This window comes from Paenibacillus sp. Y280 (assembly GCF_056786335.1).
The window spans coordinates 106,594-130,787 of the sequence record NZ_JBXCIW010000005.1; the positions used below are offsets into that span (position 1 = coordinate 106,594).

The window sequence follows — 24,194 nt, forward strand, 5'->3', positions numbered from 1 at the left end:
CTTTGCCATGTGCATGCCTTCTTCACAGCTTTATTTGATAAGCCCTGTGCCTTCTATTTTAATATTCGTTCGAACGTTGAATTTAGCATTCGGATAAATCGATTTCCATTCCTCCCAAGCTCCCTTTCCGGGATGGGTAGCGCGATACCGAAGGCCAAACCCCATAGGATCAACGCCAGCCTTTTGAATTTTTCGCAAGAGGGCAACGCAGGTTTTGGCATATTCCTGATTCAGATGTTTTTCGATTGGCGCCCATTGTTCCTCATAGAGGTCCTTAGGCGCTTCCTCGAACACAACCTTCATTTTGACATCCATCGTAATCGTATCCTCGCCGTCGTGGTTGCCAATATGAAAATTGGAATGAATTTCAGTGAGGGCAACAACAAGATCCATTCCTTCAAACATGCCATGCATGGAAGACTTGGTGAAATTGCTGGAAAGCTGATTGTAAAGCTGTGACTCCTTGGGAGAGAGTATAAGCTTGATCCTTTTCTTATTAAGAAGAGCCGTACGATTGATAACAAAGCTTTCACTTTTATCTTTGGCGATAACAGGCATCAGTGGGTCAAGTCCTTCCTCAGTGGCACGCCTAGAAAAGTCTGATAAAGATTCTACATAAGTGTAGGAAGATTCTGTTCCGTCAGCTCCAAAGCTCAGAAATAACGTATTTCCTGGATAGCGCTCGGAGACCGGCTCCACATTAAGCAGGCTCTCAGCATCCGGCTTGCCAATGGCGATGTCGGCTACGCTTTGTATATCTCTCCTTCTCGTCATCCACTCCAGAAGGTTTTGATAGTCTTTACGTGCCAGCTTCTCGCCGATTAGAAATACTTTGCAATGCCCGAAATCGATCTCTTTGTCGACATAGGCTTTCAGCATCCGCACACCCTCAGCAATGCTTTCGGTATCAATCGTTTCGATTTGCGTTTTGGAAGCGCCTGGCTCGATTTTTGGAGAGGGCACAGCTAGCTGAAGCGTAAGGCGATAAGGTTTTTTTTCATTATCGGATAGGTCGATGCCGAGCGCAACGACAAAGAAGCGTTTGTCGATGTCTTTAAAGCCGCAGCCGCTAAAGAGCAAAGCAAAAATACCGATAATCAGAAAGGTTCGTGGCCATTTGTTCATGCTGTTTTTGACCTCCTGCTCAGCACGAATATCCATAGTACAGTCAGGATTTCAGCAATCATACGAATAATGAGCCAATACGTTGTAAGGAACAGGTTCATTTTTTCGTTCGTCAATACAAGATAGAGTATAGAAAGCACCGCAAAAATGCTGATAATTACATAGTTGGATGTTGGTGTTTTGGGACTGTCGATTTCCGGTTTGTTGTTTTTGAAGCAGACTTTAATAAATTCCATCGCTTGATGCCAGCCGGCCATTGTATAGACAAGCGTCAAATTCAAAAAAACAATTAAGAAAAGAAACAACACACGCTCAATAAACCCATACTGCATAAGCATAGAGTCGGCGGTAATGCTCCAGATATAAATATATTGGTTTACGCCTTCCGTACCGTGAAAACCGATCGGGACAAAAAAAGTAATAAGCAAAATCAGAGTACCGAAGAGCGGATAAACCCAGCGGAATTTAAAGCGGAAATTTGGCGGAAAGAGCCTATTAAATAAGGATAGATTAATATATCCGGTGAAAATATAAGTTGCTGCTGCAACTGACGTCAAGGTGGGCATTTCGGTTACATAATTGGCTACGACTCGAATCGCATCCCAGTTTAATTGCGGACTCCTTACTGCTTTGAACAAAATAAATATAATAATCGGAGCATTGACGATTAAGCCAATCTCCATGACAAACATGACGGAGAGCGTCGAGCGAGTGGCCGCGTAGCCGCATGCAAGGATCAGCATCACCAAAATGACAATCGTATTCGCGTCAGGGTTGAAAAAACGATTGATAAGGATGGCGTAAGCGACGACAACGATTGTTGACCCCATCCACCACATCATCGCAAAAAAAACCATTGAGATGACGACGAGCCAATGCGGGCAATGCAGCTTTAATATATCAGGCAAGCCCTTGCCGGGATACCTTGCCATAGCGCTCGTGTACATATAGACCAGTATCGTGCCAATAACAATGCCTACAAGAATGGAAGATACAGCGCCGTTATAACGGGCCTTAATTAAAATATGCGGAACGAACAGCATTAAGTTGATGAAGCTGACTAGTGTGAAGTTGTAAAAGACATACCGATTCACTTTAATCCCACCTGCCCGACATCGCCTTCTAACGGCCTTAATTTTCCGAATATACGCATATACGGTTTTCCGAAGCTTCTAAGATTGCAAAGATAAGTGAGATAGACAAACATGCCGACAGCGACTCCTGAAATGCCAAAAAAAATGGAGACGAGTATTAACGGATATTTTAAAAAACGGACTGCAAACGACAGTGAATTAACAGGAATAACGAAATTGGATATCGCAACGAACGACGTCACGATGATCATGATGCTGCTTACAAGTCCAGCTTGCTGTGCAGCTTGTCCGAGAATAAGCCCGCCAACAGTGGTGGCTGTAGAGCCAATGTAACGCGGCAAGCGGATACTGGCCTCAATAAGCGTCTCGATCATGAAGAGCATAATAAACACTTCAACAAACGAGGGGTAAGGAACGGCAGAGCGGCTGCCTGCAATCGAGAAGGCTAACTGAACGCGAAACAGCTCCGGGTTGTAGGATACGACCGAAATATAGAGAGCGGGAAGCGTGATCGTAAGTACAATGGAGGCGTACCTTAGAAATATAAGAAAACGAGTCATCCAATAAGCATCGTAGTCATCCTCCATCGCATGCATGAAATCGAAGAAGGTCGCGGGTAAAATGATCGCGAACATATTTCCTTTTAGAAGAATCACAATTTTGCCTTTGGATAACGCTTTTGTTATACGGTCAGGCCGTTCTGTGATTAGAAGAGTCGGAAACAAATGCTTCCGTTTGCCGACGAGAAGCTTCTCCAAATCCCCGGCAGCTTGAAGCATTTCAACATTAATCGTCGTTAATTTCGAACGGACATTTTCAAGCACAGTAGGATCGACACGGCGCTGATCATACAAGGCAAACACGGGCGTTTTGGACAAAGATCCGATCGTATACTCCTCCACGGACAGTTCCGGAGAAGGATACATGCTGCGCACGAGGTTAAGGGAAATATTTATATTTTCGCTGAGCGCAAGCTGCGGTCCTTGAATGGCGCTCTCTACCTGTGTTTGCGGGTTCTCAATGCTGATGATACGGACGACTTCCAACGAGTAAATGGCTTGATTTGCCTCGATCAAGACGTTTCCGCGCAGCAGAAGATCCTGCCATTTGGCGACATCCTCGATCTGCAGGTAATCGGGGTTCGTGTCCAACTGTTTTTGGAAAGAGTAGCTTTCTCTTGTAAAAGGGACGATGATAAAATCGTTAACTTTCTTTTCTTCGCATAGAGGGGCGATATAAGCGATTTCGATGGTCATTTCGCTATTTTGTAACGTTTCGAGCTTGATATCGACTGCTTCGGCGAACAATAAGCGAATACGTTCAATCATGCCGATTCCCCCTTCGTTAAGCTGACAATGCATGGACTAAGCAATTGGATAAGCTTCCATAGTTTGTGCAAAAATCCAAAAACCATGCTTGGCGGGAACTGTTTTGCGGGCTGGGTGGAATTCAAGTACAATTAATCCATTATAAGCATGGGATTAGCGTGCTCATTACGAAGGAGAACAAGACATGAAACCATGGTATGAACAAAGCTTTGGCTCCGATTATATGCTCGTTTACAAACATCGAAACTACGAAAACGCGAATAAAGAGGTTCGAAAAATGATTGCATGGCTGAAGCTGCAGGAGGGTGCTGACGTACTGGACATTGGCTGTGGAACGGGCCGGCATGCACTAGCGCTAGCTGACTTTGGTTACACAGTAACAGGCGTGGATCTATCTCCTACTTTGCTGGAAGAGGCTGATCGTCACGATGAGAATAGCATGGTTAAGTGGGTGCAGGGAGATATGCGCGAACTGCCGTTCGAGGAAAGCTGCTTCGATGCAACGGTCAATTTATTTACTTCCTTCGGTTATTTCAGTGCTGAAGAGGACAATATCAACGTGCTGCGGCATATTCGGCGAGTGCTGCGTCAAGATGGCTCGTTTCTAATTGATTTTCTCAATCCTACTTACGTGGAGAAAACGTTAGTGCCCCAATCTGAACGGGTAGACGAGGAGTGCGGCTTGCATATTCAGGAGATTCGCTCCATTCGTGATGGGTGGGTGCAGAAAGAGATTACGATATTCGATCCGCAGTCGAAGGAGGAGCCGCGTCAGTATTTGGAGAGAGTAAGGCTGTACGATCTCAGTTGGTTCGATCAGCATCTTGCGGCTTGCGGCCTCGCGCTAGAACAGCTTTACGGGAATTACAATGGCTCGACCTACGATCAGGCAGCCTCACCGCGCATAATTATGGCAGGAAGGGCGAGATGACGATGGCAGAGCGAAATGGCGAGTTGACGATGGCAGAGCGAAATGGCGAGTTGACGATGACAGGGCGAAATGGCAGGACAAGCTTAACGGACCGATCCGTACATACGGCAATGTGGCATGAGGGCTGGCTGCAGGTCAAGGTGCCGGTCCCCTTTTCGCTGAAATGGGTGAATAGCTATCTAATTCCTGAAGAACAAGGCTACACGCTTGTTGACCCTGGCCTGCGAACGAATGAAGCCATCGAGGTGTGGACCGATGTCATGGAGCAATATGGCCTGCAGTGGCAAAATATTACGCGCATTGTGCTGACGCATCAGCATCCCGATCATTACGGGTTGGCTGGTTATGTGCAAGAAAGAAGCGGGGCGCCCGTATTCATGACGCGCGAGGCTCATAGCTACGCGAGAAGGCTATGGGGTGAGAACTGCGATTTTTCCGAGCATCTGCTATCACTGTATGCGGAGCACGGAATGCCGGCTGAACTAAGGGCGGCTATTGCGGAAAATCTTGATACATTCGTGAGCATGGTATCGCCGCAGCCGAAGGTAACTTATTTCGAGTCTGGAAGCCAGATGATGATCGGCGGCTTAAGCTGGCTTTTAATCGATGCGCCTGGACATGCGAGGGGGCAGGTCTGCTTCTATCAGAAGGAACGGCAGTGGATGCTGTGCGGCGATCAGGTGCTGCCGCATATTACCCCGAATGTAAGCGTTGTGCCGGGAGAGGAAGGCGATCCTTTAGCGGATTTTTTGAATAGCTTGCAAGAGCTGGGGACGTTTGAGGTCAAACTCGCTTTTCCCGGGCATCGTGATCCTTTTACCGATTTTAAAGGCAGAATTGCAGAACTGCAGCAGCATCACACACGCAGGCTAGACAAGATGGCGGCTATGCTGGAAGAAGAGCCCCTCACCGCCTATGGCATGTGCGAAGCTCTATTCGGCAGCAGGCTCAGCGGCAATGCCCATCAATTGCGATTCGCGATGTCGGAGACGCTAGCTCATTTGGTTTATTTGGAGCGAAAGGCTAGAATCGTTTCAACGGTCATCGATGGCGTTTATCGTTATTCCGCGCTCACGACGTAACGATCGCGGAAGATTGGGTCGAAGTCGAGATTTATGAATAGCCGATCCTTTTCCTATATGTGATAAGTATCGTTATAAAAGAGCATACTCTTACAGGACAACTCTGTGAGATGTGCTCTTTTCTTGTCCTATAGGGCAAATTGGGTAAACATAATGGGTCATGTTATCATATTAATGATGATTTAATGAAGATATCGAAATATATATTGCGACATAAATAAATATATGTTACATATTAAATAACGGAAATGACTTGAACATGTATGCTAATGAACTATTCCGTCATATGAGACCAAAGGGAGATTGGATTATGGAGAGAGAATTGGCATTAGAGCTGGTAAGGGTAACGGAATTGGCGGCGCTAGCTTCTGCTCCATGGATGGGAAGAGGCGATAAGAATAGTGCGGATGGAGCAGCAACGTCGGCGATGCGATATATGTTTGATTCAGTGTCCATTCGGGGAACGGTTGTCATTGGCGAAGGCGAAATGGATGAAGCGCCAATGCTCTACATTGGAGAAGAGGTAGGCAGCTTGAACGGTCCAGAGGTTGACGTTGCGGTTGATCCGCTTGAGGGAACGGAAATTGTTGCAAAAGGATTAAACAATGCAATGTCGGTACTCGCGGTCGCAGGGAAAGGACAACTGCTGCATGCTCCGGATATGTACATGGAGAAGCTGGCATTTGGTCCTGCATTAGTTGGCAAGCTGTCGATTACGGACCCAATGGACGTGACGCTTCGCAAGGCGGCAGATGCCTTAAATAAGAAGGTGTCGGATTTGACCGTTATGATTTTGGATCGCACGCGACATGAGTCAATCGTAAAGGTGCTGCGCAAGGTGGGCGTTCGCATTAAGTTTTTGTCGGATGGGGACGTTGCGGGCGCGATGGCGCCAGCCTTTCCCGAGGCGGGCATCGATCTATACGTAGGCTCGGGCGGAGCACCTGAGGGTGTGATTGCTGCGGCTGCGTTAAAATGTCTTGGCGGAGAACTGCAGGGGCGATTGATGCCGGCAGACGGCAACGAATACAATCGCTGCGTCCAAATGGGAATAGACGATCCGTACCGCGTGCTGACGATGGAGGATATGATCGGAACAGGCGATGTTTATTTTGCGGCAACGGGCGTAACGCCAGGCGAGTTTTTGGGCGGGGTGCAGTATTTTCCGGATCAAAGGGCCGAGACGCATTCCATCGTCATGCGGGCAAAGACCAAAACGATACGCTTCGTCCGCGCGCTGCATTATTTGCCGAACAAGACGTTTCTGAATACTACTAAATAAAAAAAGGGGAGCTGCTCCTTGAGGCTGAAAATCAATAAGGAGCAGCGCCCTTTCGTTCATATGCTCAACATTCTAATTGCTAGCTCTTGAAATCTTTTGCGATTGTGAGACTAGCATAGGGAGTAACAGGAATTTCTCCTGTTAAATTCTCTATAATGGAGCTAATTTACTGTTTAACAGGAAAATCTCCCGTTAATCTGAGCACATTCACCATAATTGGTTGAAATGTGGAGAATTAACGGGAGATTTTCCATCTAAATGGGGATAAACACTGTATGCAGTAAAATTAGCTGGAGGTTTTCCAGCAAAACCAACAAAACCAGCAAAACCTGGAAAACCTGGAAAACCTGGAAAACCTGCTGAAGAGCGCTGGCGCAAACTGTTATGTTATAAAAAGTCAGAGTGTATCTCCATTGCGTTTCAAGAACATACAGCAGCTAGTTGCCGCCTGGTATGAACTTTTTCAGCCAGGTTCCGAAGCTTGCCGGATTGCGGGACTGGATCAGGACAACGCCTTCACCACGGAAGCGGCATACAAGTCCTTCGCCGCTCGTAATGCTTGACAGCCAGCCCTTCGATGCCTTCTCAATCTTATAATTCATGTAGCCAGGCCAAGCGACCAAGTGGCCGTTATCGACAATGACCTCTTCGCCTGCGCTCAGGTTTAGTGCATGGATCGCGCCATATGAGGAGAGAAACACGGTGCCTCTGCCGCTGATTTCTACGATAAAGAAGCCCTCGCCAGACAAGAGCCCCTTGCCTAGATTTTGCATTTTTGTGTTGACCTCTATTCCGCTGGTGCCAGCCAAGAAGCCGTCCTTCTGAACATATAGCTTATAAGAGCCATCGAGCTCGATCGCTTCTATATCGCCTAGTGAAGGCGGAGCCAAATGAACTTCACCTTGCCCACGATTCGCCGTCATCTCTTGAAAAAAGAACGTTTCCCCGCTCAGCATTCTTCCGAGACCGCGCATGAAACCACCGTCAGTAGTACCCTTTAGGTCGATGCTTGGCGACATGGAAACCATTGCACCCATTTCGGCTTTAACGCTCTCGCCCGGATTCAGCTTCACTCGCAACATGGCAAAGGAGCCTTTATAAAAAATATCGTAATTCATAAGTTATCCTCCTAAAGGTTTTGCGTTAGCAAAATCCTGCATCGCAAGAGTAGACCTAAAGGTTTTGCGTTAGCAAAATCCTGCATCGTAAGAGTAGACCTAAAGGTTTTGCGTAAGCATAAACCAAGTTCGTAATTGGCACTAAAGTGCTGCATCAGCAAAACTCTACATCGTAAAGGTACACGTAAAAGTTTTGCATGAGCAAAATCTGCTTCCAAGTCTATTTCTAAAATTATCATAAGACTATAAATATCCTAGTTCATAAGTGGATCTAGGGTTTACGTAAGCAAAACCCTAGATCCAGGTACTACTAAAGGTTTTGCGCTGGCAAAACCCTTCTCCAAATAATGCTATGTTTTGTTTTTGTCCTAATCGAGCGGAGGCTGGGTAACGCCTTCTCTCTCCGCTTGTCTGCGATGAGCCATTCGGCTGGCTGCAGAGGCAGCAATAGCGCCGACGATATCGTCGAGGAACGTATGTATCTCGCCGCTGGTCTTGTCATTCAGCCTAACCAGAATGCCAGGCTTTAGCTTATCGACGTAACCGAAATTCGTAAAGCCGATGCTTCCATAAACATTGACAATCGACAGCGCCAAAATTTCATCACAGCCATAAAGGCTCTCGTCATGCTTGATCATATCCTGCAGCGGTGCCATCAGCTTGCCTTCCTCGGCGAGGATATCGAGCTGAATGCCGGTCAATACAGCATTTTGCACCTCGCGCTTTGACAGGACGGCATCTACGTGAACAATGCAATCCTCAGGCGTCAAACCGGGGAAATAGTCCTTTTGCAGAAAATGCACAAGCTCGGCGATTGCGAGCTTTGTTACTCCGCGCTTAATGAGCCATTCGTCTGTAGCATCAGCCACTTTGCGGCTATTGAGGCTATAAATTTCGGGATTGGACATGTTTTTGTTCCCCCTTAGGATTTTATGGACAAAACTGGTCTAAATCAGGGAAGGGCTCGTATACATAGTACTACAAATAAGGTGTTGTACAAAGCCGCCAGGCAAAACTTGATTAGGGAGGAAAGGTCAATATGATTCAAAAAAGATGGATTAGGGGTGCTGTACTTTCTGGAGTTTTGGTTCTGCCCATACTAACTGCAGGCTGCGGCCTGTTCCCGCAAGAGACAAGCAAGTCAATCGATCCGCCGCAGATCGATGTGAAGGATGGGGTAGAGGGCGCAGAAACTGGACAGGCAGTAGGTGTTGGCGAAGAATCGCAAATGACTGTTTATCTCGAAGACCGCAATGGCTATCTGGCGCCAATCTCTCTCCAAACAACGATTGGAGCCAATGAGGCAGCGGGACAGAAAGCGCTTGAAATGATGGTGGAGAACGGCGCCTACGCGAACCAGCTGCCAGAGGATTTCCGAGCGGTTATTCCGCAAGGCACGCAAATTAAGTCCTACAAAATCGATAAAGAACAAAAGCTTGCTATCGTCGACTTTTCCGAGCCTTTCACAGGCTACAACCCGCAAGACGAGCGGACAATCGTAGAGGCCATCACATGGACGCTGACAGCTATGCCTGGAATCGAAGGGGTTGAAATCTGGTATGAAGGCGCGAAGCTGCCGGAAATGCCAGGCGACGGCTACCCGCTTGACGATACGCTGACGCGGGCAGTTGGCATCAATATCGAGGCTGCTGAAGGCGTGAACTACGCGCAATCCACACCGGTTACGCTGTACTTCTCGGCTCAAACCTTAAACGAAGAACAATATTACGTACCGGTAACCCGCTTGGTTGCTCGCTCTGCGTCTCCTACGCAAGCAGCGCTTGAGCAGCTTATCTCAGGTCCGCTTGACAAAAAAGAGCTGACCAGCGTTATTTTGCCCGATGTTCAAGTGAAGAACGTTGTTCTTGAGGGCGATGTCGCCACTGTAGATTTGCAGGATGAGGCGTATCAGGAAGGGCAGAAGCTTCCGACTGAAATGCTTCAAGCGCTTGTCCTGTCCGTCACCGAAAATTCGAAAGCTACAACCGTCCAAATCAAAGTGAACGGCGAATCCAACGTCGTGGACATGGCTGACAAATCCTACAGCGAGCCAGTAGGCAGACCGCATCATGTCAATGCCATTAAATCTTAATCAATCATCGGCTTGTACGAAGAGGCTGCGCCAAAGGAAATTCCTTTGAGCAGCCTCTTTTTTCTTTTTCAAGCCTAGCGGATGCAATTCGTTGCCCACTTTGTTAAAATAAGAAGGATTGTAGGAAGGATCAATTGGCTGCAACGAACATAAGTTTTTTTAAGCGAAACATACAACGCATCACTCAGGAGGAAATTAGCATGAGAAACGACGGTCGGCAACCGAACCAGCTTCGGCCGGTAACCATAACGACAGGTGTCAATAAATACGCTGAGGGCTCGGTCCTTATCGAGGTAGGAGATACGAAGGTCATTTGTACGGCAAGCCTCGAGGATCGTGTTCCTCCTTTCATGAAAGGGCAGGGCAAGGGCTGGATCACAGCCGAATACGCGATGCTTCCGCGAGCTACCCATTCGCGCAATATTCGCGAAGCGGCAAAGGGCAAATTAACCGGACGGACGATGGAAATTCAACGGTTGATTGGCCGTGCCTTGCGCTCGGTCGTTGATTTACAGGCGCTCGGCGAGCGGACGATTACGCTTGATTGCGACGTTATTCAAGCTGATGGCGGTACGCGTACGACGTCGATTACCGGGGCGTTCATCGCGCTTGCGATTGCGATCAATAAGCTGTCCGAGAGAGTGCAGTTCGCCAAATACCCGATCACTGATTTTCTGGCATCGGTAAGCGTAGGCGTCATTCAGGAGCGGGCTTTGCTCGACCTGAACTATGAAGAGGATTCCAAGGCAAAGGTTGATATGAACGTTGTTATGACGGGCAGCGGCAAATTTGTTGAGGTGCAGGGCACGGGCGAGGAAGCGCCTTTTTCAAGGGAAGAGCTTAATCAGTTGCTGGCATTAGGGGAAGAGGGCATCGCGGAGCTGATCAGCAAGCAGCGTGATGTGCTTGGACCTTTGGCGGCTCGAATCGGAGGCTAACGGGCATGACGAAGCATTCGATTTTATCCCATGAGGTTATTGTCGTTGCAACCAAAAATGCAGGCAAAGTGAAGGAGTTCGCGCACGCGCTCCAGAAGCTAGGCAAGGAGACGGCAAGCCTGCTGGACTATCCGCAAATTCCAGATATCGTTGAAGACGGCGAGACGTTCGCTGCGAATGCGAGGATCAAAGCGAAGACGACGGGCGATGCGCTGGGCGTTCCCGTGCTGGCTGATGATTCTGGACTACGCGTCTTCGCGCTTGGCGGAGATCCGGGCGTCTATTCGGCTCGCTACGCGGGTGAAGATGCGACGGACAGCGACAACAATGCGAAGCTGATTCAGGAGCTGGCACGCTTGCAGCAAAATAACGAGCTAACGGATTTAGGCAAGCTGCCCGATGGCTCGCAGCTGCTGAGCAAGGCGCAATTCGTTTGCGCATTATCGCTGTACGATCCGGCAACCGGCGAGTTTGTGGAAGCAGAAGGTACCGTAGACGGCGTGATTACGGATATTCCACATGGCTCCGGCGGCTTTGGGTATGATCCGTTATTTTGGCTTCCAAGCTTAAACCGCGGAATGGCTGAGCTGACGAAGGAAGAGAAGCAGCAGATCAGTCATCGCGGCGAAGCGCTCAGGCAGCTGCTTCCGCTGATTGCGCAAGGTAACCTTTAAGCAAAATAAAGCAACCCCATCTATAGCGAGCCGATTTCGGCGCTAGCAGATGGGGTTGTTTTTTTACCTTATATCAGCCAATTACGATTTTGTACTGCTTCAACCATAAATTCACTTGATACAAATAAGCGAACAGCTGCGGACCGGACATAAGCTGGCCGAACCAAGGAATGTTCGATTTTGCTGAATCCGACTCTGCAAGCTCCCTGACTTTTTTCACATTGATCAGAGGAAGAAGCGGTGAGGTTGGATCGTTCAGCACATCTAGCAGCAGCCCTTTGACGGCAGCTAAATAATTCGGGTTATGCGTTTTGGGATAGGGGCTTTTTTTGCGAGTCAGCACATCATCGGGAAGAACGCCGCGCAGCGCTTTGCGTAAAATGCCTTTTTCCCGGTCGCCGGATGTTTTGATCTCCCATGGAATGTTCCACACATACTCCACAAGGCGATGATCGCAGAAGGGGACTCGAACCTCCAGCCCGGCTGCCATGCTCATCCGATCCTTGCGGTCAAGCAGCGTAGGCATGAAGCGCGTAATGTTCAAATAAGACATTTGCCGCATTTTGCGGAGCTGCTCGGACTCGCCATCAAGATGGGGTACTTCGGCTATGGCCTGCGCATAACGGTCGCCAATGTAATCAAGCGGCTTGATCCAAGCGGCTACGTCGGGGGCAAGCAGATCGGCGCGCATGGCGGAAGCAAGCGACCATGGGAACGTATTTGCATTCAGCGCCTCCTCGCGATGGAACCAAGGATAGCCGCCAAAAATTTCATCGGCCGCTTCGCCTGAGATGGCTACGGTAGCGTCCTTCTTGATTTCATGGCAGAACAGCAGCAAGGACGCATCGACATCAGCCATGCCGGGCAGATCGCGGGCGAAGGTAGCTGCTCTCAAAGCGCCAACGAGCTCCGGCGTATCGAACTGTATCGGATGATGGATCGTGCCAAGATGCGTCGTCATTCTCTCAATCCACGGAGCATCGCTGTTAGGCTGGAAGGCATGCGCCTTAAAATGCTTGTCGTTGTCGGTATAATCGACGGAGTACGTATGGACATTGCCCTGCCCGTTGTCATTGTAATAATTGACGGCAAGCGTCGTCAGTGCGCTGGAATCGAGTCCGCCGGAGAGCAGGGTGCATACCGGAACGTCAGATACGAGCTGGCGCTCAACCGTATCCTTGAGCAGCTCTCCCACATGCTCTGCGGTTGCTGTGACATCATGCTCATGGGGACTGCTTTCAAGCTGCCAGTACGTAACCGTCTTAATGCCAGCGTGATTGACCGTCATGCAGCGGCCTGGCCTGAGCTCGCTAATTTGCTTATATACGCCTTGACCAGGCGTGCGTGCCGGTCCAAGGATGAAAATTTCCGCAAGTCCCTCTGCGCCGACCTCCGGCTTCACCGCCGGGTGGGCCAAAATACATTTTTGCTCCGATCCAAAAATAAATAAACCGTCCTGCGTGCTGTAGAAGAGCGGCTTAACGCCAAGCCGGTCACGAGCGAGGAACAGCTCCTGTTCTGCTGCATTCCATATCGCAAATGCGAATATTCCATTAAACCTCTCCACACAAGCCTTGCCCCACTCCATATAAGCGACCAGCAGCACTTCCGTGTCGCAGCTTGTCGTAAACGTTCTGCCTCTGCTTTCCAATTCCTTGCGGAGCTCAAGCGCATTATACAATTCGCCGTTATAGACGACGACATATTTGTCATCACCGGTATGGCGGATCATCGGCTGTGCGCCGTTCTCCGGGTCAATAACGGATAAACGCCGATGGCCTAAAGCGCAATGCGCTGATATCCACGTGCCGGAAGCGTCGGGACCGCGCGGTGCAAGGGTGTCGGTCATCTTCTCTAAGCTTTCACTTTGCTTAGTCAGATCACGGTTCCAATCGATCCAGCCGGTAATTCCACACATCGATCTCATTCCTCTCTTTTGCTGGTCTCAAAGTAGCGATAATATCAGTTATATGCGGAAAAAGGGATAAAATGTCTGTCCGGCGGGGGATGCTAGAGGTGGCTGTAAAAGTTAATGAGGCAGGAAGGAGCATGCGATTAATGGCTGACAATGAAGCAAGGAGCGAGGAGCGCAAGCCATATTACGTTTCGGTTCAAGCGGGTCAAATATTAGAGGACCCGGAGGCTGCAGCATATGAGCTTGAGATTATAGTGAACGAGGAAGAGCATACGCGGCTAAGAGAGCTGATGGACGAGCTGTCCAGCATGGATGAAGCGGAGATGTTTCATTTCACCCGTCATCCTTTCGGTACGGCGAGCAACAGTGAAATTAACGAAGGTTATGACGCATTGATTCAACGCATTTATAAGCAGTTGTACGAGTATGGTACGGATGCGACGAAAAGGCATATCGAGTCGATGCAACTGCTATAAGTTTGATCACCGAAAGATAAGGGTGCCTAGAGCGAGGCTGCTGCTGGGCATCCTTTTTTTGCTGTCCTCCAAAGGCAATAGGCCTTGGGGGGGAGTCCCCTCTTTAGTATAGTCTTAATATGGTCTTAATATAGGAGAATATTCTATTAAATTGTCGGAATAAATGATATACTTCTACAAAAAATAGTGGAGGGTTTTCGTTTTGCAAAAGTTGGTTTTTTTCGTCGGCGTAGCAGGAACAGGCAAAACAACAGTAGCTAGAAAGCTAGCGGATCGCATTCCAGCAGCTTTTCTAGATCGCGATACAATAGGCGGTAGATTTGTAGAGGCGATTTTGGAGCAGAATGGTCTTGATAAGAGAGATCGGGATTCCGATTATTATAAAAAACATTTGCGCAATTTGGAATACGATACGGCGAAGGATGTCTGCATTGAGAACCTTGCAGCAGGGCAAAACGTATTTATGATTTCTCCTTTTACGGCCGAGCTGAAAAACAAGCAATGGATCGAGGATGTGCTCGCAGCAGCCGGGCTCACGAAGCTGGACGTGGACGTGAAAGTCGTTGTCGTCACGCTGCTCGACATGGAGCTGCAAAAGAACCGCATCGTAGGCCGTCAAACCGAGCGCGACCTGTGGAAGCTCAACAATTGGAGCGACTTTGAGAAGCGGATTGAATTTGTGCCTCAGATTAACTGGGACATTCCAAGCTCCTCGGTTCTCGTATATGATAACAGCGATGAGCTTACGGATGAGAAAGCAGAGCAATTATTCCATTTTGTAAATGAGAAGCAGGCGACCTTATCGGTTTAATGCTTTCCTAATAAAAATAGCAGAGCGGCTTCATGCGGTTAATTACCGGTGAAGCCGCCTTTTTTGTGCATACCAATCGCGATCAATTAGCTTCAAAATAAGCTTTTAAGTGCTGGATGAGAGCCCTTGCAGCCGCTTTGGGCTCGCGTGATTTGTGAGTAATGAAGCCATGCGTAAGCGTTAATTCCCGCTCATAGGGCAGTGAAAGAAGCGTGCCTGCGTCGACCTCCTTGGCGATATTGGATTCGGGCACGAAGGCAATTCCCATGCCGCAGCCGACGGTTTGCTTGATCAGCTCGACGCTCGGAAAGAACAATTGGTCGGAAAGCTCCACATCGACGCCTCGCAGCACATCGCGGCCGTATGAGTGGTAGATGCACTGCTCTCCAAAGCTGATAAAAGCGGAGTCGTACAGCGACCGCCAGCCTTGCTGCTCGAACCGCTCGCGAACGGAAGGGGCGCAGACCAGTGCCAGCTTCTCTTCAAGGAGGGGCGTAAATAGCAGGTCATCTCGTTCCGGTGCCATTGGGACGATTCCGAGGTCGGCGCGATGGCTCGCTACCTGATCGGTTACATCATGCATAAGACCTGGCGTCAAATGCAGCTTGATCTTCGTAAATTGCTTGAGGAAGCCAGTTAGAAAAAGCGGCATATGCGACACCGCAAACGACTCAAGGGCGCCTAACCGCACGATGCCGGTGGGACTGTCCGATTCCACGAGCGCATCCTGCAGCGACTGCCCCAGCTGGATGAATTGGTAGGCAAAGGGCGCGAGCTGCAACCCGGTCTCCGTCGGCTCGACGCCGCGCGGCAATCGGTGAAACAGCTTTTTCCCGCTAGTCAGCTCCAAATGCCGAATATGCGAGGTTACCGTCGATTGCACATAACCAAGACGATCCGCTGCCCGGCTGAAGCTTTTTTCCTCCAGCACAGCGGTAAACGTAATGAAAAAACGTCCTTCCCATGATTCAAGCATATCGCCAGCCTCCTTAGATATCGAAAAATGAAATACATATCATCGAAAACATTCAATATTCAAATAGATAGCGCTATGATAGCATAATATTTAACAAAACGAAACGAGGTGTAGGAATGCTGAGGAAAATAAGCTGGAAGCCTTTGGCTGCTGCTATAGGAGGAACGGCTGCGATAGCATTATTGCTGCTAATGGGCGATGCGGCTTCTGTAACGCTGCTGATGGCACCATTTGGCGCAAGCTGCGTTATTGCTTTCGTATTGCCGGAGAGTCCACTTGCGAAGCCCAAGAGCATTGTAGGAGGACATCTCATTAGCACGGGAGTAGGTCTAGCCATGCTTCAATTATTTGGGACGTCCACTTGGTCTCTCGCGCTCTCCGTAGGTCTTTCCATCCTTCTGATGCAATATACGAGAACGGTTCATCCACCCGCTGGCGCTGATCCGCTTGTCGTTATGCTGAGCGGTGCAAGCTGGTCGTTTTTGGTCACGCCGGTCTTGCTGGGAGCGGTCATCATCGCAATAGCCGCCTATGTTTACCGCAGGATGCTGGCATCCAAGCCTGCCGCGGCAAGGCAATGAAAAGAAGGCTGCTCCAATCGGTTTATACCGGGAGCAGCCTTGTATGGTTTAAACCTAATTCTTTGCAGCAAAAAACCCTTTTTATTTATATTATTATTTGAAGAGGTATTTATAATATGCTGGGAATTCTCGTATTATTGAGTAAATATCTCTAAACTCAAAGATTTTGGCATGTGCTGAATACACTTCTTTAATATCCATTTTTCTAAACACTAATTTTGTCCTAGATACATGAAAATATTGAGTAATAACCATAACGGAGTCTAATTCTAATTCATTTATAATCTTGCTGGTATTTTGGGCGGTCATATATGAGTTGTACCCATTATTATCCTCTATAATTTTATCTTCCGGTATCCCTTTATCTATTAAGTAAGATTTCATAACCTTTGCCTCATCGAAACCTTCCTTACCAATACCACCACTTACAATGATAAAAGTAAAATAGCTCCCATCATAAAGTTCTACGGACTTATCTAGTCTTGCTTTTAACCGCTCAGAAGGCTGTCCATTAGCTTCTACTTTATTTCCTAATACTACAGCTACGTCAACAGGTTTTAATTCATCTTTCAACCCATCTATTATTACGAAAGTAGTGTGAATGATAAACCAGATGAAAAGACTTGCTGCTAATATTAAAAATCGTTTAATGAAAACAAAGTTCAATCTGTCACCTGCATTCTCTCATTTTTTATTCATAATCCTTCCTAAATATTATCACACTTGGGCACATGAACATTCCACGCAGACATACCATTACTCTCCTTAAAATTGGAATCAATCGCTAAATTCATCCGATATCCTTTAATTCCTATGACGTTGAGTGGTTGAGATATCCTACCCGTTCAATAAGAATTACAAGTAATATGTGTACTAAATAAAGTAAAATTGACAATGGAAAGTTCCATTATAGTTTGATACCCTAAGCCTTCATATACGCGAACAGCATTACGCCTAGATAGACATCTGGTGAAAGTTTTTTACCGAGGTGTGTCAATTCACTTGTCAGGAGCTTAGCTAATCCTCTTCCTCTGTAATCTAACCTGGTAACGATGTTCCCAAGCTCTACAAGCTGAGAGTCATAAAAATGGTAGCCGCCCACAGCTATGAAATCTTCCCCTTCCTTAATTCCAAGAAAAGGACAATTCTCTAACTCACTCCTAGTAAAAAACTTCATTTCACCACTATGTAAAAAATCAATCAACTCGGAATATTCGTTTTCACTAATTTTTTTTGCAATGTGAGATTCAAGGAGCTTCGATTCATTCTGATGCTTCATAGTTAAAAAACGCTGAGGAATCCCTTTGATGAGACCGAAGGATTGAAAAAGTTTAAGGTCCCGTTGACAGAGTATCGTGCCACAAACAGCATTTTCGTCAAGTTTGATAGTTTCTCTTGTAAAAGCAATTAGTTCTGGAAAAAAGATGTCCAGCTCTTCAACTCGGAAGAAAGAAAAGGCAGGAAAGGAAAGTTCGCCAAGATAAGCTAATACGGCTGTAAGTTGGCTATTAATAAATTGACAAATATATAGAGCCTTCTCCTTGCGTTGAGTTAAATAACTATAAAAAAGCAAATTCTGGTCTGCATTAATGTGGGGCAATAACTCAAAAATTGTATCGTGAGTAAGCAATCGATGGGAAAACAATTTAGACACCTCTCAATCTATATATTTCTATTTTAATGAATAAGGTGAATAGACTTAAAGGGTATTTATACGATATTTTACATTTTCTTATTGAACTGCCCGTTAGCTCAACGCGGCTGCCCATTCATGCCGGCAGCCGCGTAGTTTTTTGATATATTAAAAAGTGACGGGAACCTCCACCAAATCTTGAATGCTGCCGTCGCGGGCGCTGCGTGTGTACACCATTATTGTACCGTTTTGTGTAGTGGGAGATTGATCAAACTGGAGCTGTACGTCGAATACTCCAAAGGCTGGAGCGCCTTGTGCAGCCGTTGCAGCCCGTTCTTCCGTAATGATACGCCCCATCGCGTCGCGAATTTGGTAATTTATCGTCGCTTCGAACGCTCTAGCGCTACCCGTCAAATGCTGTCCGGGAGCAATCCTCGTTCCGGGCAAAGGCTCTAACACTACGATATTCGTCGAGGACGGAAGCGGGACGACCAAACGGAAACCGGGATAAATGACATCAAGTGATAAACCCTGGCGGTTTCGATTGGCTCGAATTAATTCGCTCATCGGTGTTCCGAAACGGCGGGAGATCCTGTACAGAGTGTCTCCCTGCTCTACTTCGTATACGAAGGCAGCAATATAAAGCAGCTGTGCGACTCGGAGAATGTCCGGATGCTCTATTTGGTTGAGTCCGGCCAACATATCAACGCCTACAGAGAAACGTTCGGCGATCCTAAATAGTGTATCTCCCTGCTGAACCTGATATAAAACAGAGCTTTGCTCCGCCATACCTGGCAATCTCGCTACCAGCACTTGACCGGGAAAGATTCGGTCGGGGTCTGTAATAGGTGGATATAACGCATTAATCTGCACTAGCGACTGTACGTTGGTGCCCAATTGTTCAGCAATCGTATACAAGGTGTCACCCGGACGAACAGTATACAGCAAGTGGGTCCCTGATGAAATCGGCATGGGAACGCAGCTCCTCTTCAAGTAGGTTTATACCCATCATATGCCGTATTCGTCTGCTAACGTGATTATTGTTGAAGCTATAGCAGCACCGAAAGCAAAATCAACAATATGTACAGTACATTCGGGGTTCAAACCGTTGCGCAACAAGAAGAGTTAGGACTGATATTAACTGTGTGGAATTGGGATCATCCAGTACAAGGTAGAGTAACGAAGATGGACTGGGGAATAAATCCGCTTGTGTGTAAAATAAGTGTGAAAAAAATCAAAACCTATCGTATTCACTCGAACCTCATCACAAAAGAAAAAACCGAAATCACCCTGAAATATCAAGGTAGCATCGGTTAATGTATATTATTTAATTGATATAAGTTGATCTTAATGGCGTCCCGGAAGAGATTCGAACTCCCGACCGACGCCTTAGAAGGGCGTTGCTCTATCCAGCTGAGCTACCGGGACACAAGCAATAATATACCACAGGCATTGATATTATTGCAAGCACATTTTTAATATCATCGGTAATTTATTCTAATATTTGCTTTATGCATCGCCTTGATGCTACATTTGTTTTTTCTTTTGTTCGTACATGGTATAATCGTACGCAAGATTGAACGAATGAACAAACGGTATGACCATAAGGCGGTGTTATCATTACAACTCCCAATGACACACAAGGCGATAACAAGGATAACGTTTATTTGTTCCCTAGCATGCTGGACCATTATCAGGTACAGTTAACCCGTATGCTGGAAGCGGAACAATACGGGGAGGCCAAGGAGTTGCTGCGCTTTTTGCTGCAATGCCAGGGCGAGGATGCGCGCCATTATGAAGAGTGGGACAGTCTTCTGACATGGCTCGACATGGCTTTTCCTGAAGACGGAATCGGTGACGCAGGCACAGGCTACGTGATGGCCAATCGGGAAAAGGAAGAGGACGAGGCGACCATGCGTGAGCAGCTTCTGAACCCTCCCGACCAGGATGAGGCTTATGTAAACCAAGTGCTTTACATCATGCAAAATCATCCGATGATCGATCAGCAGATACTTGCCCTTGAACGCGCCGCCTATATTCAATCCCCGGACATGGACGAATCTATCAAGAAATGGCTGGCAACCGAGCAGGTGCACCCGGTCGTTCAATTTAAGGCCCTTCAATGCTTGCGCAAGCGAGGAGCGAGCGGATTGCTTACTTTGGATAGATTGGGAGAAGCTGTGGAGTTCGAACTTGAGGTTACGCCACTCTCCATGGACGATTTTCCGTCGCCGGTAATTCGGATTTTAGAGCGGACGGAGCAGGTAGCCGAGGTTGATGATCCAACTTTGCCGCATTTTGCCAGAGAGCTTTGGAAGGAAAGTTTGCAATTTTTGTATGGTACGGCTGCTTATCATTGGATGCTGAGAGAAGACGAGGATACGGTCGATTATTTCGCAGCTGCGCTGCATTTGACACTGCTCCTTACCGTATACGGCTCGGCGAACGATGACGATATTCGTGATACATACGGCATTACCGAAGGATTAAGATTCCGTTATGAGCAAGCGTGCAAGGCGTTGCGGCAGGTAGCAGTGCTTCAGCAATCCGGGGAAGATGAACCAGAGTCTTGATAATCTGGCCCAGCTTGTTTATAATAGAATGGTTTATGAAACGTGACTACTACTGATGCATGAGCATTTTCGGAGGGGAAGGCATAAAATGAAAGCAACTTGGGAAAAAATAGACAAGAACATCGTATCGATCGACGTGGAGGTTGAAGCGGAGAAGGTATCTGATGCTCTTGATCAAGCGTTCAAAAAAGTGGTTCAAAAAGTAAACGTACCTGGATTCCGTAAAGGTAAAGTGCCGCGCGGCATTTTCGAATCCCGCTTTGGAATTGAAAGCCTGTACCAGGATGCAATTGACATCCTGCTGCCAGATGCTTATTCTGATGCAGTAAAAGAACATAATCTTGAGCCGGTTGACCGTCCTGAGATCGATGTTGAGCAATTCGCAAAAGGAGATACATTCAAATTCAAAGCAAAAGTTATCGTTAAGCCTGAAGTTACGCTTGGCGAATACAAAGGCTTGGAAGTTGAAGCGGTAGCTTCTGAAGTTGCGGAAGAGGAAGTTGCAGCTGAGCTTGAGCGTTTGCAACAGCGTCATGCTGAGCTTTCTGTTGTTGAAGAAGGCGCTGCAGAGAACGGTGACATCACGGTACTTGACTTCGACGGTTATGTAGACGGCGAAGCATTCGAAGGCGGAGCAGGCGAGCGTTATTCGCTTGAGCTTGGTTCTAATTCCTTCATTCCTGGCTTCGAAGATCAAGTTGTCGGCATGCAAATCGGCGACTTCAAGGACGTTGAAGTAACGTTCCCTGAGAGCTACCACGCTGAGCACCTTGCAGGCAAGCCTGCTGTGTTCAAAGTGAAATTGCATGAAATCAAACGCAAAAGCCTTCCAGCTCTTGACGATGAGTTTGCTAAAGACGTCAGCGAGTTTGATACTCTTGAAGAGTACAAGCAGGACCTGGTAGGCAAACTGAAAGAGCGTAAAGACCAAGAAGCCGAGCAAGCTCGTGAAACGGCTGTTATTGAGAAAGCTACAGCAGCGGCGGACGTTGAAATTCCTGAGCCGATGATTGTTACTGAAACAGATTACATGATTAGGGATTTCGAAAACCGACTTAAAGCGCAAGGAATGGACATGGAGCTTTACTTCCAGTTCTCCGGCCAAAGCGAATCCGTTCTTCGTGATCAAATGAAAAGCGATGCTGAGAAGCGCGTTCGCAACAACCTTGTACTCGATGCTATCGCTAAAGCAGAAGGTATTGCTGCAAACGAAGAGGACTTGAACGAAGAGTTGGAAAAGCTGTCCAAAGCATATAACCGTCCTTCCGAGGAGCTACGCACAATTTTCACGCAAAACGGTAATATTAACAGCCTTCAAGAAGACATCTCGCTGCGTAAAACGATCAAGTTCTTGCTTGAAAACAGCAAAGCGGTTTAATTTATCACATAAGCTAAACTAAATAACGGTTTGTCTCAGGATAAGGCACGTCATTGGTACGTGCCTTATTTTGACCCTACATATGAAAATGTGCTTGCCCTGGAGGCTAATCTCCGTACATATCGAACGGCCGTCGTCGTATACTGTATAGTATTGGAAAAATGACATCAATACGATGACGTGTTACAATAAGTAAGTAACCAAAGTCATAAACGAAAAGAGGTTGGTCGCATGAATCTAGTACCGATCGTAGTCGAACAAACAAATCGCGGGGAACGTTCTTACGATATTTACTCCCGTTTGCTGAAGGACCGTATTATTTTCCTTGGGAGCGCAATCGATGATGATGTAGCAAACTCCATCATTGCACAGCTGCTGTTTCTGGCGGCCGACGATCCAGAGAAAGACATTCATCTGTACATTAACTCTCCCGGCGGCTCAGTGACTGCGGGTATGGGTATATTTGATACGATGCAATATATTAAGCCTGAGGTGTCCACGATTTGCATGGGCATGGCAGCAAGCATGGGCTCGCTTCTTCTGACAGCGGGCGCGAAGGGCAAGCGTTTTGCGCTTCCTAACGCAGAGGTAATGATTCACCAGCCGCTTGGCGGCGTTCGCGGTCAAGCTTCTGATATCAAAATCCATGCGGATTGGATTTTGAAAACAAAGCAAAAGCTGAATCAAATTTATGTAGATCGCACCGGACAGCCTTATGAGAAAATCGACCGCGATACCGACCGTGACAATTTCATGAGCGCGGAAGAGGCTCTTGCCTACGGTTTGATTGACAAGGTGATTACAGCACCGGTATCGACGATTTAATCAAAGGGGTGATTACATGTTTAAATTCAACGACGAAAAAGGCCAGTTGAAATGTTCATTCTGCGGCAAATCGCAGGATCAAGTACGTAAATTGGTTGCCGGTCCCGGCGTCTATATATGCGATGAGTGTATCGAGCTGTGTACCGAAATTGTTGAGGAAGAACTCGGCAATGAGGAAGAGCTTGATCTTAAGGATATTCCGAAACCGAAAGACATCCGGGCTATTCTGGATTCTTATGTCATCGGTCAAGAGTTTGCCAAAAAATCGTTGTCTGTAGCGGTATACAACCATTACAAACGGATCAATTCCGGCAGTAAAATCGAAGACGTAGAATTGCAGAAGAGTAACATTTTGCTGCTGGGTCCTACGGGCTCCGGTAAAACGCTGCTTGCTCAAACGATGGCGAAAATTTTGAACGTTCCTTTTGCGATTGCTGATGCAACCTCGCTTACTGAAGCAGGTTATGTTGGTGAGGACGTTGAGAACATTTTGCTCAAGCTCATACAGGCTGCAGACTATGATGTGGAAAAAGCGGAACGCGGAATCATTTATATCGATGAGATCGATAAAGTGGCTCGCAAATCGGAAAACCCATCGATTACGCGCGACGTGTCGGGCGAAGGCGTTCAACAAGCGCTTCTTAAAATATTGGAGGGTACGGTTGCATCCGTTCCGCCGCAGGGTGGACGCAAGCATCCGCATCAAGAGTTTATTCAAATCGATACGACAAACATTTTGTTCATTTGCGGCGGCGCGTTCGACGGGCTGGAGTCTTTGATCAAACGTCGTATCGGCAAAAAGGTTATCGGCTTCAGTTCCACTGGCGAATTGCAGAAGGATCTTAAAGCTGGCGAATACTTAACGATGGTATTGCCGGAGGATCTGCTCAAATTCGGACTTATTCCGGAGTTTGTTGGCCGTCTGCCAATCATCTCAACGCTTGAGCCGCTTGATGAGCCGGCACTCGTTCGGATTTTGTCCGAACCGAAGAACGCGCTTGTGAAGCAGTATCAGAAGCTGCTTGAGATGGACAACGTGAAGCTCGATTTCGAGCCGGCTGCACTTGATGCCATCGCGAAGGAAGCGATCAAGCGCAACACAGGCGCTCGCGGCTTGCGGGCGATTATCGAGAGCATTATGCTTGAAGTCATGTACGAGGTGCCATCACGCGATGACCTAAGTACTTGCCTCATCACGGAACAAACCGTTCAAGAAAAAATTATGCCGGAGCTTACGGCTAAGAAGACCAAGAAGAAAGAAGAGAGCGCGTAATCAAGCGTTCGAATAGAAGAAGCTAAGTTTACACTTATAGCTTAGCTTATATTTCACCGCGAAACGAGCTTTAGCCGCCGATTGACGGC

General features: G+C 47.4%; 23 protein-coding genes and 1 tRNA gene. 13 read left to right on the forward strand and 11 right to left on the reverse strand.

The annotated features are described in order from the left end of the window. Nucleotides 1-30: 30 nt before the first annotated feature. From AC1TPC_RS08320 to AC1TPC_RS08330, 3 genes are read right to left on the reverse strand one after another with little or no spacing between them, the layout of a single operon-like run. The gene (locus tag AC1TPC_RS08320) at nt 31-1,125 is read right to left on the reverse strand and encodes a Ger(x)C family spore germination protein (RefSeq protein WP_482066399.1); all 1,095 of its coding nucleotides are present in this window, start codon (nt 1,123-1,125) and stop codon (nt 31-33) included. Further along, nucleotides 1,122-2,219: a GerAB/ArcD/ProY family transporter gene (locus AC1TPC_RS08325; RefSeq protein WP_482066400.1), complete on the reverse strand. Its 1,098-nt coding sequence runs from the start codon at nt 2,217-2,219 to the stop codon at nt 1,122-1,124. The genes AC1TPC_RS08320 and AC1TPC_RS08325 overlap by 4 nt, the downstream gene beginning before the upstream one ends. Continuing rightward, nucleotides 2,216-3,547, reverse strand: a complete 1,332-nt coding sequence (locus tag AC1TPC_RS08330) for a spore germination protein (RefSeq protein ID WP_482066401.1) — start codon at nt 3,545-3,547, stop codon at nt 2,216-2,218. Before AC1TPC_RS08330 ends, AC1TPC_RS08325 begins: the two co-directional genes overlap by 4 nt. 184 nt (nt 3,548-3,731) lie before the next feature. On the opposite strand from AC1TPC_RS08330, the gene AC1TPC_RS08335 reads away from it, so the two are divergent. The 3 genes from AC1TPC_RS08335 (at nt 3,732) to glpX (ending at nt 6,842) form a co-directional block, all read left to right on the forward strand. Continuing rightward, nucleotides 3,732-4,478 carry a class I SAM-dependent methyltransferase gene (locus AC1TPC_RS08335; protein WP_482066402.1) on the forward strand — a complete coding sequence of 249 codons (747 nt, stop codon included), beginning with the start codon at nt 3,732-3,734 and terminating at the stop codon, nt 4,476-4,478. After that, nucleotides 4,475-5,560: an MBL fold metallo-hydrolase gene (locus tag AC1TPC_RS08340; RefSeq protein WP_482066403.1), complete on the forward strand. Its 1,086-nt coding sequence runs from the start codon at nt 4,475-4,477 to the stop codon at nt 5,558-5,560. Before AC1TPC_RS08335 ends, AC1TPC_RS08340 begins: the two co-directional genes overlap by 4 nt. A gap of 310 nt (nt 5,561-5,870) precedes the next feature. Further along, on the forward strand, nt 5,871-6,842 hold the full coding sequence (glpX, locus tag AC1TPC_RS08345; protein ID WP_482066404.1) for a class II fructose-bisphosphatase: 972 nt from the start codon (nt 5,871-5,873) through the stop codon (nt 6,840-6,842). 437 nt (nt 6,843-7,279) lie between these two features. Here glpX and AC1TPC_RS08350 read toward each other — a convergent pair whose 3' ends face one another. Together AC1TPC_RS08350 and AC1TPC_RS08355 are read right to left on the reverse strand one after the other, a co-directional pair. Beyond that, a complete protein-coding gene (locus AC1TPC_RS08350; protein ID WP_482066405.1) occupies nt 7,280-7,960 on the reverse strand; it encodes a TIGR00266 family protein in 681 nt (226 codons plus the stop codon). Nucleotides 7,961-8,328: 368 nt separating this feature from the next. Then, complete coding sequence (locus AC1TPC_RS08355; protein ID WP_482066406.1) at nt 8,329-8,868, reverse strand: phosphatidylglycerophosphatase A family protein; 540 nt, start codon at nt 8,866-8,868, stop codon at nt 8,329-8,331. A 131-nt stretch (nt 8,869-8,999) separates the two neighbouring features. Between AC1TPC_RS08355 and AC1TPC_RS08360 the strand changes: the two genes are divergently transcribed. The 3 genes from AC1TPC_RS08360 to rdgB all read left to right on the forward strand — a co-directional run bounded on the left by AC1TPC_RS08360 (nt 9,000) and on the right by rdgB (nt 11,664). Next, nucleotides 9,000-10,052, forward strand: a complete 1,053-nt coding sequence (locus AC1TPC_RS08360; RefSeq protein ID WP_482066407.1) for a GerMN domain-containing protein — start codon at nt 9,000-9,002, stop codon at nt 10,050-10,052. Between the two features lie 200 nt (nt 10,053-10,252). Continuing rightward, a complete protein-coding gene (gene rph / locus AC1TPC_RS08365) occupies nt 10,253-10,990 on the forward strand; it encodes a ribonuclease PH (protein ID WP_482066408.1) in 738 nt (245 codons plus the stop codon). Nucleotides 10,991-10,995: 5 nt separating this feature from the next. Then, complete coding sequence (rdgB, locus tag AC1TPC_RS08370) at nt 10,996-11,664, forward strand: RdgB/HAM1 family non-canonical purine NTP pyrophosphatase (RefSeq protein WP_482066409.1); 669 nt, start codon at nt 10,996-10,998, stop codon at nt 11,662-11,664. A gap of 73 nt (nt 11,665-11,737) precedes the next feature. Here rdgB and asnB read toward each other — a convergent pair whose 3' ends face one another. Next, complete coding sequence (asnB, locus tag AC1TPC_RS08375) at nt 11,738-13,582, reverse strand: asparagine synthase (glutamine-hydrolyzing) (protein WP_482066410.1); 1,845 nt, start codon at nt 13,580-13,582, stop codon at nt 11,738-11,740. Nucleotides 13,583-13,722: 140 nt separating this feature from the next. Here asnB and AC1TPC_RS08380 point away from each other — a divergent pair, with 140 nt between their 5' ends. Both AC1TPC_RS08380 and AC1TPC_RS08385 read left to right on the forward strand, forming a co-directional pair. Next, entirely contained in the window at nt 13,723-14,055 is a 333-nt protein-coding gene (locus AC1TPC_RS08380) for a hypothetical protein (protein WP_482066411.1), read from the forward strand. A gap of 202 nt (nt 14,056-14,257) precedes the next feature. Next, complete coding sequence (locus AC1TPC_RS08385) at nt 14,258-14,866, forward strand: P-loop nucleotide/nucleoside kinase family protein (RefSeq protein ID WP_482066412.1); 609 nt, start codon at nt 14,258-14,260, stop codon at nt 14,864-14,866. An 82-nt stretch (nt 14,867-14,948) separates the two neighbouring features. Here the strand turns inward: AC1TPC_RS08385 and AC1TPC_RS08390 are convergent, their stop codons facing one another. Continuing rightward, nucleotides 14,949-15,842, reverse strand: coding sequence for a LysR family transcriptional regulator (locus AC1TPC_RS08390; RefSeq protein ID WP_482066413.1), 894 nt, complete (start codon nt 15,840-15,842; stop codon nt 14,949-14,951). A gap of 116 nt (nt 15,843-15,958) precedes the next feature. Here AC1TPC_RS08390 and AC1TPC_RS08395 point away from each other — a divergent pair, with 116 nt between their 5' ends. Beyond that, complete coding sequence (locus AC1TPC_RS08395; protein ID WP_482066414.1) at nt 15,959-16,423, forward strand: HPP family protein; 465 nt, start codon at nt 15,959-15,961, stop codon at nt 16,421-16,423. A gap of 93 nt (nt 16,424-16,516) precedes the next feature. On the opposite strand, the gene AC1TPC_RS08400 is transcribed toward AC1TPC_RS08395, so the two are convergent. The 4 genes from AC1TPC_RS08400 to AC1TPC_RS08415 form a co-directional block, all read right to left on the reverse strand. Continuing rightward, nucleotides 16,517-17,089, reverse strand: coding sequence for a YdcF family protein (locus AC1TPC_RS08400; RefSeq protein ID WP_482066415.1), 573 nt, complete (start codon nt 17,087-17,089; stop codon nt 16,517-16,519). Nucleotides 17,090-17,345: 256 nt separating this feature from the next. Further along, nucleotides 17,346-18,068, reverse strand: coding sequence for a GNAT family N-acetyltransferase (locus AC1TPC_RS08405; protein WP_482066416.1), 723 nt, complete (start codon nt 18,066-18,068; stop codon nt 17,346-17,348). 156 nt (nt 18,069-18,224) lie between these two features. Continuing rightward, on the reverse strand, nt 18,225-19,028 hold the full coding sequence (locus AC1TPC_RS08410; protein WP_482066417.1) for a LysM peptidoglycan-binding domain-containing protein: 804 nt from the start codon (nt 19,026-19,028) through the stop codon (nt 18,225-18,227). Between the two features lie 379 nt (nt 19,029-19,407). Further along, nucleotides 19,408-19,484 (reverse strand) — tRNA-Arg (locus tag AC1TPC_RS08415). A 239-nt stretch (nt 19,485-19,723) separates the two neighbouring features. Between AC1TPC_RS08415 and AC1TPC_RS08420 the strand changes: the two genes are divergently transcribed. The 4 genes from AC1TPC_RS08420 (at nt 19,724) to clpX (ending at nt 24,105) form a co-directional block, all read left to right on the forward strand. Next, nucleotides 19,724-20,629, forward strand: coding sequence for a hypothetical protein (locus tag AC1TPC_RS08420; protein WP_482066418.1), 906 nt, complete (start codon nt 19,724-19,726; stop codon nt 20,627-20,629). A gap of 88 nt (nt 20,630-20,717) precedes the next feature. After that, a complete protein-coding gene (gene tig, locus AC1TPC_RS08425; protein ID WP_482066419.1) occupies nt 20,718-22,007 on the forward strand; it encodes a trigger factor in 1,290 nt (429 codons plus the stop codon). Between the two features lie 231 nt (nt 22,008-22,238). Then, a complete protein-coding gene (gene clpP, locus AC1TPC_RS08430; RefSeq protein ID WP_053374767.1) occupies nt 22,239-22,832 on the forward strand; it encodes an ATP-dependent Clp endopeptidase proteolytic subunit ClpP in 594 nt (197 codons plus the stop codon). 16 nt (nt 22,833-22,848) lie between these two features. Beyond that, entirely contained in the window at nt 22,849-24,105 is a 1,257-nt protein-coding gene (gene clpX, locus AC1TPC_RS08435) for an ATP-dependent protease ATP-binding subunit ClpX (protein ID WP_053374768.1), read from the forward strand. Nucleotides 24,106-24,194 lie beyond the last annotated feature (89 nt).